A 12,848-nucleotide genomic window follows, 5' to 3' on the forward strand; every position below is an offset into this window, starting at 1 on the left:
AGGAACTTGCAGCGCTGCTGGGGCCGAAGGGCTGGATGACAGAGGATGTGGAAGCCTTCCAGACGGACTGGCTGAAACTGCAATCTCACGCGCCATTGGGTGTGGCGCGCCCGGCGAATACGGCTGAGGTTGCCGATGTCATGCGGCTGGCGCATCGGGCAGGTGTTCCGGTGACGCCGCAGGGTGGGAACACCAGCCTGTGCGCGGGGGCTGTGCCGGGCGCTGAGGGGCACATCATCCTATCCCTTTCGCGGATGAATGAGATTGAACGGATTGACCCGAACGGCTTCACGGCGATTGCCGGGGCAGGGGTTGTTCTGGCGCAATTGCATGATGCTGTGGCCGCACGTGATCTGATGTTTCCCATGCACCTGGGGGCGGAAGGCAGCGCGCAGATCGGTGGATTGATCGCAACAAATGCCGGGGGATCTCATGCGTTGCGTTACGGAATGATGCAGGATCTGGTGCTGGGGCTTGAGGTGGTTTTGCCAGACGGGCGGATCTGGAACGGGCTGCGCCTCCTGATCAAAGACAACGCGGGGTATCAGTTGCGGCGGCTGTTTTGCGGATCGGAAGGCACGCTTGGCGTTGTGACCCGTGCAGCTTTGCGTCTGTTCCCCGCACCTGTCAGCCGGGCCACGGCTTTGCTGTGTGTTGACGACGCGCCTGGTCTTGTGCGGCTTGGCGGGCATCTGCGGCAGGGGCTGGGGGAATTTATCTCGGCGCTGGAATTCTTCTGTGATGACGGGCTGACAATGGCCCTGCAACATGTCAGTGGGCTGGACTATCCGTTGTCTTCCCGCAGTGCACAATATGTGTTGGTGGAGCTGTCAACATCGGCAGGGGCCGTGGATCTGGACGGGCTTCTGGAAGCCGCACTAGGGGAAGCCTTCGAAGCCGGCCTTGTGACAGATGGGGCCGTGGCCGCGAATGAAGCACAGCGCGCCGCCATGTGGAAACTGCGCGAAGAAATGCCCGAAGGTCAGCGGCTGGAAGGGCCGCAGATCAAACATGATGTTTCCGTGCCGGTGGCTGAACTTGGCAGATTTATCGACACCACCGCAAAAGAATTGCAGCGCATTCTGCCCGGCGTCCGGCTGAACCCTTTCGGGCATCTGGGGGATGGCAATATTCACTTTAACCTGACGCCGCCCGAGGGCATGGAAGGTTTCGGCGACTGTAAAGAAACACTTACGCGGTTCATCTATGAGGCTGCCGAAGCGTCCGGGGGCAGTTTTGCGGCGGAACATGGGCTTGGCCGCAATAAATGTACCTATGCGGATTGGTTGCGCAGCCCAGTAGAATTGGATCTGATGGCCCGGATCAAAGCAACTGTTGATCCCAGTGGGGTGATGAACCCTGACGTGATCGTTCCGGAGCGCAAAACACAAGAATAACTTTCGCTTTGCGCTGAATTTCTGAGGTTTCACCTGCGCTTTCCCAGGTTAGGGTGCGGCAGGGGAAGGACGAAAATATGGTGCAGAACAGAAAGACAGCGCTGGTGACCGGGGCGACAAGCGGGATTGGTGAGGCAATTACGCTTGCGCTGGCAGCGGCAGGGTATGCGGTGATCGCCCTTGGGCGGAACGCCGCCGCGCTTGAGAAATTGCAGAAGGTGACGGGTGTGCAGCCTCTGGCGGTTGACCTGACCAGCCGGGCCGAACTTGAAACCGCCCTAAAGGGCGAAGAGATCGACGTTCTGATCAACAATGCCGGGATCATGCCGCCGGTGACGGGATTTGATCAGATGGATCAGGCGGATATTGATGCCTGTTTTGAAATCAACCTGAATGCCCCGATTGCTCTGACACGCATGATCCTGCCGGGGATGATCGCGCGTCGGTCGGGCCATGTGTTTTTCACCGGATCGACTGCGGGGCAGGGGCCTTTCCCGAATATGGCGGTGTATGGGGCGTCTAAGGCCGCGATTTCCAGCTTTGCCGCCGCCCTGCGTTGTGATCTGGCCGGGTCTGATGTGCGCGTGACCGAAATCGTTGCGGGGCGGGTTGAAACCAGCCTGTACAAAGATGTGCTGAATGAAACGACCCGCGCGCAGATGTATTCCGCCTTTGATGCGGTGCAGCCGGAAGACGTCGCGACAATGCTGATGTCCGTTCTGACGATGCCTGTACATGTAGACGTGACACGTTTTGATATTCTGCCCACCGCCCAGTTTGTTGGCGGCGGGGGCTTTGCGAAAAAGGATGACTGAGATGGACGGATTGTCTGTGGTGATCATAGGCGGCGGGGCCGGTCTGGGCCTCTTGCTGGCGGAAATGGCGGTAGAGGCCGGGGCGACGGGCCTTGGCATCATTGACGTGAATGCAGAAGCAGCCGAAGCGGCCCTGGCCCCGGCGCGCAAAGCTGGCGTGAAAGCGGCGTTTGCGGTAGGGGACATTCGCACGGCGGACAGCGCCCATGCGGCGTTTAATGATATAGCCGGGCAGTTGGGGCGTGTGGATACGGTGATTAACTCTGCCGCGATTTATCCGCGCAAACCGATGCTGGAAATCACCGATGCGGATTGGGATGCCTCAAATGCCGTGAACATCAAGGGCACGTTTCACATCTGCGTGGCGGCGATTAAGCAGTTCCGGGCGCAGGAAAGTGATGCGATCGTGAAGGGGCGGATTGTGAATATCACATCCGTGGATGCGTTTAAGGCCCATCCGCAAAACGCCCATTATGCCGCGACCAAAGCCGCTGTTGTCAGCCTGACGAAAAGCTTTGCCCATGAGGTTGCGCCAGACAACATCCTGGTCAATTCCGTAGCACCTGCGGGCATGGCGACAGAGAAAGCGCGCGAAGCTGGTTTCCTGGGTGAACTGGCCGCAGCCAGCCCATTGGGCCGGGGCGGGAAGCCCCGTGAAATGGCGGAATGGGTGATGATGGCCGGTGGCCCGAAAAACACCTATATGACTGGTGAAAATATAATTGTTTCAGGAGGTTACATCTATGCCTGATCAGGTTTCTGAAATGCGAAATGGCGGCAAGCTGTTGGTGGAATGCCTGCAAAATCTGGGTGCGAAACACAGTTTTGGTGTGCCCGGGGAAAGCTATTTGGCGGTGCTGGATGCGCTTTATGACACGAAAGGCGCGCTTGATTTTACCCTGTGCCGCAATGAAGGCGGGGCCGGGTTTATGGCGGCGGCCTATGGCAAGCTGACCGGCACGCCTGGGATCTGTTTTGTCACCCGTGGGCCGGGGGCGACCAATGCTTCGATCGGGGTGCATACCGCGATGCAGGACAGCGCACCGATGATCTTGTTTGTTGGTCAGGTGGGTGTCGGCATGAAGGGGCGCGAAGCCTTTCAGGAAGTCGATTACCGCGCGGTTTTCGGAACCTTGGCGAAATGGGCGACCGAGATTGATGATGTGGATCGCATCCCGGAAGTTCTGGGGCGGGCCTGGACGATGGCGGTGTCAGGACGCCCCGGCCCTGTGGTTGTGGCCTTGCCGGAAGATATGCTGACGGATGTGACATCGGTGCCTGCGCTGGCTGGTCCGGTGGCGGTGCAGGAAGCTGCGCCGGCAGAGGCAACAGTGACGCAGGTTCTTGGAGAATTGGCCCAGGCGAAACGCCCACTGATTATGATGGGCGGCGGCGGCTGGACCGGGGAAAGCAGCGAAGCCTTGCAGGCTTTTGCCGAAGGGTCTGACCTGCCGGTAATTGCGAGTTTCCGCTATCAGGACTGGTTTGACAATCATTCGCCCAGCTATGTTGGCGATGCCGGTGTGGGGATGACGCCCGCCACGCGCAAATTGATCCGGGACGCAGATGTGATCCTGGCGATCAACACGCGGTTCGGGGAAAACACGACAGATGGCTATACGCTGTTGAAGGTGCCGGTGCCGGATCAGAGGCTGATCCATGTGCATATTTCGGATCTGGAACTGGGCAAAGTTTACCAGCCGGATCTGGCGGTACATGCGGGGCCGAATGCTTTTGCATGGGTTCTGGCAGATCATAAGATTTCCGGGGCCTGGGCAGAATGGCGGGCAGAGGCGCGGGCCGGGTTTGAGGCTGCGTTTGATTTACCGGATCTGCCAAGCCCTGTGGATATGGGGCAGGTGATGGCCTTCCTGCGCGATCACCTGCCAGATGATGCGGTGCTGACCAATGGTGCGGGGAACTTCACCATCTGGCCGAATAAGTTCTTTAAATTCGGTGCGGACCAACGCCTGCTTGCCCCGCAATCGGGCGCGATGGGCTATGGTCTGCCTGCTGCTATTGCCGCGAAGGTTGCTAATCCTGAACGCACGGTGGTGTGTTTTGCCGGGGACGGTGATTTTCAGATGAATTGTCAGGAACTTGGCACCGCTATGCAGGCGGGGGCGCAGCCGATTGTGCTGATCCTGAACAACGGCACTTATGGCACGATCCGCATGCATCAGGAACGCAATTACCCGGAACGCGTGTCCGGCACCACGCTGGAGAACCCGGATTTTGTCATGCTGGCGAAATCTTACGGTTATCACGCAGAACGGGTGGAAGAGACCGCGGATTTTGCGGCGGCGTTTGAACGGGCGATGGCGTCAGGCACAGGCGCGGTGCTGGAGCTGAATATCTCACCCGAGGCGCTGACACCGCGTCAGACCCTGACTGAAATGCGCGATATTGCGAAAGGGGCAGGGGCATGAACACGCAGGATATTCGTCTGGGCGCTGATATTGGCGGCACCTTTACCGATGTGGCGCTGGATGTGCGGGGCAAGATTTTCTCAACCAAAGTGCTGACCAATTACACGGCCCCTGAACAGGCGATCCTGGATGGGATTACGATTGTGACAGAACAGGCCGGGATTGGGTTTGGCGATCTTGATATCATCATTCACGGCACGACGCTTGCGACCAATGCGTTGATTGAACGACGGGGCGCGAAGACAGCGCTGGTGACGACGGAAGGCTTTCGCGATGTGATCGAAATGCGTACGGAAAACCGGTTTGAGCAATATGATCTGAACCTGAAGCTGCCCGAACCGCTTATCCCCCGCCAGGATCGTTTCCCGGTGGCCGGGCGTCTGGATGCGCAGGGGCGTGAATTGCAGCCGCTGGATGAAGCCCGGCTGGATGCACTTGCGGATGAGATCCGGGAGGGCGGCTTTGAAGCGGTGGCAGTCGGGTTTATCCATTCCTATCAGAATCCGGTGCATGAGGAACGGGCGCGGGATATTCTGGCGGCAAAACTGCGCGGTGTGCCGATCTCGATCTCTGCGGAAGTGTCGCCGCAGATGCGGGAGTTTGAACGGTTCAACACGGTCTGCGCCAATGCCTATGTGCGCCCGCAGATGGAAGATTACCTGACGCGGCTGCAATCACGTGTGAAAGAACAGGGTGCCACCTGCCCGGTCTTTATGATCCATTCCGGGGGCGGGCTGATTTCTGTGGACACCGCGATTGAATTCCCTGTGCGGCTGATTGAAAGCGGTCCGGCGGGCGGCGCGATCTTTGCCGCCGATGTGGCGGCGCGGTTTGGCCTGAACAAAGTCGTCAGCTATGACATGGGCGGCACAACGGCCAAGATCTGTCTGATTGAAGATTTCACGCCGCAAACCGCGCGCAGCTTTGAAGTTGCGCGGACGTACCGGTTTTGCAAAGGCTCCGGCATGCCGATTTCCATCCCCGTGATTGAGATGATCGAGATCGGGGCAGGGGGCGGATCCATTGCCTGGGTCGATGCCATGGGACGTATTCAGACCGGGCCGGAGTCTGCGGGTTCTGAACCCGGGCCTGCCTGCTACGGGCGCGGGGGCGATCGCCCGGCGATCACCGATGCGGATGTAATGCTGGGCAAGATTGACCCGGATAATTTTGCCGGTGGTGCGATTGCGCTGAGCAAGGATGCAGCCCAGGCCGCGATTGCGAAAGATGTTGGTGACAAGCTGTCTCTGGATCCGATGGAAGCGGCCTTTGGCATTGTCGAAGTGGTTGATGAAAATATGGCCAATGCCGCGCGGGTGCATGCGGTTGAGAATGGCAAAAACGTGTCTGAAAACACGATGATTGCCTTTGGCGGGGCTGCGCCTTTGCATGCGGCGCGGCTGTGTGAAAAACTGGGCGTGGATGCCTGTCTGATCCCGCCAGGGGCTGGCGTTGGGTCCGCCATTGGATTTCTGAAAGCGCCCTTTGGCTATGAGGCCCTGGCCTCGCGTCTGGTGCGTCTGTCGGAATTTGATGCGGTCGCAGTGAATACCATGCTGAATGAGCTTTGCGAGACTGCGGAAGGCTTTGTCCGTGCGGGCAGTGCGGGTGAGATCAGACGCGAAATCACTGGGTTTATGCGCTATCAGGGGCAGGGCTGGGAAATCCCGGTTGTGATCCCGGATCGGGCGTTGACGGAAGATGATGTTGATCTGATCCGCGACCGGTTTCGCGAAAATTACGCCCGTTTCTTTGGCCGTGCGATTGACGGGCTGGACGGGCTTGAGATCGAGATTGTCACCTGGTCGGTGAAAGCCAGCGACATTCGCGAAGCCCCGGCGCAATCCGCGCTGATCACGGAAGGGGTGGCGATTGTGCCCGCTGTCATGCGGCAGGTGTTTGATCCGGGGTCTGACGGGCTGCGTGACAGTGCGATTGTCGCGCGGGAAGACCTGAAACCAGGCCAACGTGTGATTGGCCCGGCGGTGATTGTGGAACGGGAAACCTCAACCGTTGTGACCGCGCCTTTTGATGCGATCCTGCAGGGCGACGGGACAATTCTGATGATCCGGAAGGGGGCATAAGCCATGGCAGGACTTTCTGAAATTCGAATGCAGGTGATGTGGAACCGTCTGATTTCCGTGGTGGAAGAACAGGCGCTGACCCTGCTGCGCACGGCGTTTTCCACGTCTGTGCGTGAGGCGGGCGATCTGTCGGCAGGCGTGTTTAACCCGCAGGGCCTGATGCTGGCCCAGGCGGTGACCGGCACGCCGGGGCATGTGAACACGATGGCTGAGGCTGTGTTGCATTTCCTCAATGAAATTCCGCGTGATGAAATGTTTGAAGGCGATTGTTACGTGACCAATGATCCCTGGAAAGGCACCGGGCATTTGCATGACATCACCATGGTTGCACCGTCTTTTAAGGACGGGCAGCTTGTGGCGTTTTTTGCCTGCACAGCCCATGTGGTGGATGTGGGCGGGCGTGGCTTCGGGGCGGATGGGAAATCTGTCTATGAGGAAGGCATTCAGATCCCGATTATGAAGTTTGCCGAACGCGGCAAGGTGAATATGGATCTGATCCGTTTGCTGCGCGCCAATGTGCGTGAACCCAATCAGGTGGTGGGGGATTTCTATTCCCTGTCTGCCTGTAATGAGGTCGGGCATCGTCGTCTGATTGATATGATGGCTGAGGTTGGGATGGCGGATCTGGATGATCTGGGGGAGTTCATTTTCTCACGTTCCCGCACAGCTACGCTTGAACGGATTGCGGCGCTGCCGAAGGGCAGCTGGGACAATGAAATGGTCGTGGATGGTTATGATGAACCGGTGAAACTGGCGACGGTTCTTTCTGTGAAAGATGGTGAGGTGAACGTTGATTTCACTGGCACAGATGCGCCCAGCAAATGGGGGATCAACTGCCCGCTGATCTATTCCAAAGCCTATGCCTGCTATGCGGTGAAATGCGTGGTGGCACCGGATATTCCAAATAACTCGGCCTCCCTGGAACCGTTCACTGTGTCGTCGCCAGTGAACATCTTGAACGCCGAACGGCCTGCGCCTGTCAGCCTGCGTCATGTCATGGGGCATATGGTGCCGGATCTGGTGCTGGGTGCATTGGCGAAGGCCAAACCTGGTGAGATCATGGCAGAAGGGGCGGCGGCCCTGTGGAATATCCATATCTCGGTACGTCCTGAGGTGGGCAAAGAAGGGCGCAGATCGGAAGTTCTGATGTTTAACTCCGGTGGGACCGGTGCGCGCCCGGGGCTGGATGGGCTGGCGGCAACGGCGTTTCCATCCGGCGTGCATACGATGCCGATTGAGGCGACAGAACACACCGGCCCGATTGTGGTCTGGCGCAAAGAATTGCGTCCGGACAGTGGCGGGGCAGGGCGGCTGCGCGGGGGGCTTGGCCAGGTGATTGAGATTGCGCCTGCAGAGGGGCATGAATTTGATTTCTCGGCGATGTTTGATCGCGTGAACCATCCGGCCCGGGGTCGGGATGGTGGCGATGACGGGGCTGCGGGTGTTGTTGAACTGGACGACGGTACAAAGCTGCGCCCCAAGGGCTGGCAGCATGTGCCGGGGGGCAAACGCCTGATCCTGAAAGCGCCCGGTGGGGGTGGTTTTGGCCCGGCTGAGGAACGTGATGATGAAGCCCGCGCGGATGACCGCCTGAAGGGCTATGTAACAGATAAGACATGAGGAATTCATATGGCACAGTTTGAACGTATTCTGATCACCGGTGCGGCGGGACGTCTTGGCACAGAGCTGCGTCAGGGGCTTAAACATTTGGCAAACCACATCCGTATTTCTGACCGGGTTGCGATGGAGGACGTGCAACCCCATGAGGAAGCGATCGTCTGTGAGCTGGGCGATTATGAGGCTGTGATGGAGCTGACACGCGACGTGGATGCGATCGTGCATTTCGGTGGCGCGCCGCTGGAAGTTGACTTTGAAACCATGCTCGACAGCAATATCCGTGGGTCGTACCACATTTACGAAGGGGCACGGAAAAACGGGGTGAAACGGGTGATTTATGCGTCCTCCGTGCATGCGATTGGCTATCACGGGATGGAAGATCACATTGACGCCGACAGTCCGGTGCGCCCGGACAGTCTGTATGGGGTGTCGAAGAATTTCGTCGAAAGCCTGTCGCGGCTCTATTGGGATAAATTCGGGATCGAAAGCCTGTGTCTTCGGATCTTTTCTTCCTTCCCAGAACCTGCCGATCGTCGGATGCTGTGGAGCTGGTTAAGCTTCAGCGATTGCGTGCAATATGTGGAACGTGCGCTGACCTGTCCGCGCCTGGGTCATACCATCGGGCACGGGATTTCTGACAACCGCCTGAAAGTGGTGGATGACAGCAAGGCAGGACATATCGGGTTTCATCCGCAGGACAACACCGAAGCTTTCCGCGCGGCGATGGAAACAAAAACGGATGTGCCGGACCCCAATGCACCTGGCGTGAAATTCATCGGGGGCTGGTTCTGTGAGCTGGGCCATCCGGATGATGAGGCAAAGTGATGCGCGACAGCTATGATGTGGTGATCATTGGCGGGGCGGTGATTGGTTCCGCCGTCGCCTATTTTCTGACGGCCAATGCGGATTTTGATGGATCGGTTCTGATCATTGAACGCGATCCGACATTTGCCCAGGCCTCGACCTCTCTGTCGTCATCAAGCATCCGCAATCAGTTTTCCAACCCGATCAACGTGCAGATCGGGCAGTTTGGCACGCAGTTTATCCGTGACTTTGCCGATGTCATGGAAGTCGATGGCGAAAAGCCGGATCTTGGCTTTCATGAGGGCGGCTATCTGTTTCTGGCGTCAGGTGATGAACAGGCGCAGATCCTGCGTGAAAACCATGAGGTGCAGAAATCACTGGGCGCGGATGTGGTTCTGTGGGGGCCGGATCAGATCAAAGCGGCCTTCCCGCATCTGAGCGTCGATGATCTGCAACTGGCCAGTTACGGGCAATCGGGTGAGGGATGGTTTTCAAACACCGGCCTTATGAACGGGTTTCGCAAAAAAGCCCGGGCGCAGGGGGCGGATTACCTGGTGGATGAGGTGGTTGAAATCGCCCGCGTTGAGGATAGGGTCACCGGTGTTGTGCTGGCTTCTGGTCAGGTGATTTCCTGTGGGGCGCTTGTGAATGCCTCCGGTCCGCGTGCGGCGAAAACGGCGGCGATGGCCGGTTTGAACGTGCCTGTGGAGCCGCGCAAAAGATCGCTGTTTGTCTTTGATTGTGCCAAAACGCCAGAAGGCACGGCCACTGTAAACAACGGGCATCTGCCCCTGATGATTGATCCGTCGGGCAGCTTTTGTCGCCCGGAAGGCAAGTTTTTCCTGGCGGGCACTGTGCCCGAAGCTGATCCGGCGGTGGATTGGGATGATTTTGAGGTGCGCCATGAGGAATTTGAACGGCTCTGGATGGATCTTGCAGAACGATCTGAGGCGTTTGAGGCGATTAAGCTCGTGAATTTCTGGGCCGGGCATTACGCCTTTAACACGCTGGATCACAACGTCATTGCCGGGCCGCATGATGAGGTTGCGAATTTCATCTTTGCCAACGGGTTTTCCGGCCACGGGTTGCAGCAATCTCCGGCGGTGGGGCGCGGTGTTGCGGAATGGATCACTTACGGGGCATTCCGCAGCCTTGACCTGACGCCGATCGGCTATGATAGGGTTGTGCGCAATGAACCTTTCCTGGAAAAGGCCGTCATCTGACGCGCGCACCCAATGACAAAAAACCGCCTTCGCCTGCCGCCCCTGAATGCGATCAAAGCCTTTCATGCGATTTCGCGCCATGGGTCGATCCGGGCGGCGGCGGATGAATTGCTTGTGACGCCTCAGGCGGTCAGTCAGCAGATTAAACTGCTGGAGGATACATTGCAGGTTGCGTTGTTTGAACGGCGGGGCCGGTCGGTTGAGTCAACTGAAGCCGGGCTTGTGCTGGCGCGCTATGTCGAGGCCGGGTTCGAAGAGCTGGCAGAAGGCGTGCGTCGGGTTACGCAGGTGAAATATCAGAACCGGATCACCCTGAATGTGTCGCCCTATTTTGCCACGCGCTATCTGTTGCCACAGCTTGAGGATTTTCGTGAAAACCTGCCCGGGTCCGATCTGCGCCTGACGACGATGGTGGAAACCCCGGATTTTAAGCGCGATGATATCGATGTGGCGGTGCAATGGGGATATGGCGATTTTGGTGATCTCGACAGCAGCCTGCTGCTTCATGATCACAAGATGATCTGCTGCGCGCCGGACATGGCAGATCAGATTAAGACGCCTGCGGATCTTTGTGCGCAGCGCCTTTTGCATCCGGTGCTGACGAATACGTTGTGGCAGGATATTCTTGTGTTTCTTGGCGTTGAGGCCGCTGACATTTCATCTGAGCTGGCCTTTCACGATGCGGCCACCATGCGGCGCGCGACGATGTCTGCCATGGGGGTGGGCCTGATTTCGCGCGTGGATGCCGTGCAGGATATTCAGGCGGGCAATCTGGTGGCGCCGTTGGGGGAAGACCTGCTGTCGCTGATGCCAAAAGACCAGATCCCGGGGTTTTATCTGGTTCTGCCCCGGGCCCATCGCCGGGCGGAAGGGATACGTCAGTTCTGTGCCTGGGTGTGTGCCCGTGACTGGAGCCAGAGGCCCGACTGATTTTCGCGATATTGCTGATGTGTTGATTGACCCTGCTGAAAGGGAAGGTCAGTATCCCGCTGACGTTTCTGAACCGGGAAAAACTGATGACAGATCCTCTGGCCTTTCTGCGCAAACTGTTTGATCGTGCTGTAGAAGTTGCGGACCCGATGCGTTCGCTGTCCGCATATCTGCCGGCAAAACCGGACGGGCGTGTTGTGGTTGTCGGGGCCGGGAAGGCCAGTGCGCGGATGGCCGAAGCGGTTGAGGCCGTCTGGGGGCCTTGCGAAGGGCTGGTGATTACCCGTTATGGCTATGCGCGCCCCTGTCAGGGGATTGAGATTGTTGAGGCTGCGCATCCCGTGCCGGACGGCGCAGGGCTTGATGCAGCCCAACGTATGATGTCCCTTTTGGGCGGGTTGGAAGAAGATGATTATGTGCTTGCCCTGATTTCGGGGGGGGCGTCGGCGCTTTTGACTTTGCCTGCGCTGGGGTTGAACCTTGCCCAGAAGCAAGAGGTTAACAGTGCTCTTCTGGCCTCTGGTGCGCCGATTTCCGAGATGAACACTGTGCGTAAACATCTGTCTGGGGTGAAAGGCGGGCAACTGGCGGCGCAGGCATATCCGGCGCGTATGGATGTTCTGATGATTTCCGATGTGCCGGGGGATGATCCTGCGATGATCGGATCCGGACCAACCGTGGGGGACCACAGCAATCCTGCCGAGGCCGCGCATATTCTGGCGCGCCTTGGGATCGTTTTGCCAACTGGAACAGAGCTGACGACATCAACTGTGCTGACGCCAGATGACCCACGTTTGTCAAAAACCCGCAATCAGATCTGTGCGGCCCCATCGCAATCGTTGCAGGCGGCAAAAGATATGGCGCAGGATCTGGGCTTTACGGTGACTGTTCTGGGGGATGCGCTGGAAGGGGAGGCCCGCGACGTTGCCCGCGATCATGCGGCGCTGATCTGTGCGCAACAAACCCGCATGAAACCGGGCGATGCGCCACATTTGTTTCTGTCCGGGGGGGAATTAACAGTGACCCGGCGGGGCGATGGCTGTGGCGGGCCGAACGCAGAGTATCTTCTGGCGTTGACGCTTGAACTTGACGGGCGGGCGGGCATTTATGCCCTGGCCTGTGATACCGATGGGGTTGATGGCGCTGCGGAGGTTGCGGGTGCGGTGAGCGGGCCGGACACATTGAAACGGGCCGTTGCAGCGAATCTGTCTGCCCGGGATGCTTTGCGTGACAATGACGCCCACAGTTTTTTCGAAAAAACCGGTCAGCAGGTGATCACGGGGCCGACGCTTACGAATGTGAATGACTTTCGCGCAGTTATTGTACAGCCGCTTTGAGGCCCCCTGCTGGTTTTTCTGACGTCGGTTCACAGCAGAGCAGTGTCGCTTTTGCTTTGTCACCTGCTTTTTCGCCCCAAGATCTCTTCGAAGAAGGTCGGATTATGAATTCCGGTTTATCCGGATATTTCAAGATATTAGTGTGACATGATTGTTACGTAAGAAGAAATTGACGTCATAAAATCCTGTACGGCAAATTTGAAACAAGTTAC

At 58.1% G+C, this 12,848-nt stretch carries 10 protein-coding genes; all 10 read left to right on the plus strand.

Features of this window, described 5'->3' with window-relative positions:
- Window positions 1–1,397, plus strand: a 1,397-nt coding sequence (locus H1D41_RS15545; protein WP_228849781.1) for an FAD-binding oxidoreductase, incomplete at its 5' end; no start/stop codon positions are given.
- A 77-nt stretch (window positions 1,398–1,474) separates the two neighbouring features.
- A complete protein-coding gene (locus H1D41_RS15550) occupies window positions 1,475–2,212 on the plus strand; it encodes an SDR family oxidoreductase (protein ID WP_228849782.1) in 738 nt (245 codons plus the stop codon).
- A 1-nt stretch (window position 2,213) separates the two neighbouring features.
- A complete protein-coding gene (locus tag H1D41_RS15555; protein ID WP_228849783.1) occupies window positions 2,214–2,963 on the plus strand; it encodes an SDR family NAD(P)-dependent oxidoreductase in 750 nt (249 codons plus the stop codon).
- Window positions 2,956–4,641 (plus strand): thiamine pyrophosphate-binding protein, encoded by a 1,686-nt coding sequence (locus H1D41_RS15560; RefSeq protein WP_228849784.1) that lies wholly within the window; start codon window positions 2,956–2,958, stop codon window positions 4,639–4,641. The genes H1D41_RS15555 and H1D41_RS15560 overlap by 8 nt, the downstream gene beginning before the upstream one ends.
- The gene (locus H1D41_RS15565) at window positions 4,638–6,725 is read left to right on the plus strand and encodes a hydantoinase/oxoprolinase family protein (RefSeq protein WP_228849785.1); all 2,088 of its coding nucleotides are present in this window, start codon (window positions 4,638–4,640) and stop codon (window positions 6,723–6,725) included. The genes H1D41_RS15560 and H1D41_RS15565 overlap by 4 nt, the downstream gene beginning before the upstream one ends.
- Window positions 6,726–6,728: 3 nt before the next feature.
- Window positions 6,729–8,345: a hydantoinase B/oxoprolinase family protein gene (locus tag H1D41_RS15570; protein ID WP_228849786.1), complete on the plus strand. Its 1,617-nt coding sequence runs from the start codon at window positions 6,729–6,731 to the stop codon at window positions 8,343–8,345.
- Window positions 8,346–8,354: 9 nt separating this feature from the next.
- Window positions 8,355–9,167 carry an NAD-dependent epimerase/dehydratase family protein gene (locus H1D41_RS15575; RefSeq protein WP_228849787.1) on the plus strand — a complete coding sequence of 271 codons (813 nt, stop codon included), beginning with the start codon at window positions 8,355–8,357 and terminating at the stop codon, window positions 9,165–9,167.
- A complete protein-coding gene (locus tag H1D41_RS15580) occupies window positions 9,167–10,369 on the plus strand; it encodes an NAD(P)/FAD-dependent oxidoreductase (RefSeq protein WP_228849788.1) in 1,203 nt (400 codons plus the stop codon). Before H1D41_RS15575 ends, H1D41_RS15580 begins: the two co-directional genes overlap by 1 nt.
- A gap of 12 nt (window positions 10,370–10,381) precedes the next feature.
- Window positions 10,382–11,299 carry a LysR substrate-binding domain-containing protein gene (locus H1D41_RS15585; RefSeq protein WP_228849789.1) on the plus strand — a complete coding sequence of 306 codons (918 nt, stop codon included), beginning with the start codon at window positions 10,382–10,384 and terminating at the stop codon, window positions 11,297–11,299.
- 86 nt (window positions 11,300–11,385) lie between these two features.
- Window positions 11,386–12,636 (plus strand): glycerate kinase type-2 family protein, encoded by a 1,251-nt coding sequence (locus tag H1D41_RS15590; protein ID WP_228849790.1) that lies wholly within the window; start codon window positions 11,386–11,388, stop codon window positions 12,634–12,636.
- Window positions 12,637–12,848 lie beyond the last annotated feature (212 nt).

Source organism: Halocynthiibacter styelae (assembly GCF_016123485.1).
Taxonomy (GTDB): domain Bacteria; phylum Pseudomonadota; class Alphaproteobacteria; order Rhodobacterales; family Rhodobacteraceae; genus Halocynthiibacter; species Halocynthiibacter styelae.

Coding starts and splice junctions, on each gene's coding strand:
- H1D41_RS15580 (WP_228849788.1), top strand. CDS start 9,167: ATGCGCGACAGCTATGATGTGGTGATCATTGGCGGGGCGGTGATTGGT.
- H1D41_RS15560 (WP_228849784.1), top strand. CDS start 2,956: ATGCCTGATCAGGTTTCTGAAATGCGAAATGGCGGCAAGCTGTTGGTG.
- H1D41_RS15570 (WP_228849786.1), top strand. CDS start 6,729: ATGGCAGGACTTTCTGAAATTCGAATGCAGGTGATGTGGAACCGTCTG.
- H1D41_RS15565 (WP_228849785.1), top strand. CDS start 4,638: ATGAACACGCAGGATATTCGTCTGGGCGCTGATATTGGCGGCACCTTT.
- H1D41_RS15585 (WP_228849789.1), top strand. CDS start 10,382: ATGACAAAAAACCGCCTTCGCCTGCCGCCCCTGAATGCGATCAAAGCC.
- H1D41_RS15550 (WP_228849782.1), top strand. CDS start 1,475: ATGGTGCAGAACAGAAAGACAGCGCTGGTGACCGGGGCGACAAGCGGG.
- H1D41_RS15590 (WP_228849790.1), top strand. CDS start 11,386: ATGACAGATCCTCTGGCCTTTCTGCGCAAACTGTTTGATCGTGCTGTA.
- H1D41_RS15575 (WP_228849787.1), top strand. CDS start 8,355: ATGGCACAGTTTGAACGTATTCTGATCACCGGTGCGGCGGGACGTCTT.
- H1D41_RS15555 (WP_228849783.1), top strand. CDS start 2,214: ATGGACGGATTGTCTGTGGTGATCATAGGCGGCGGGGCCGGTCTGGGC.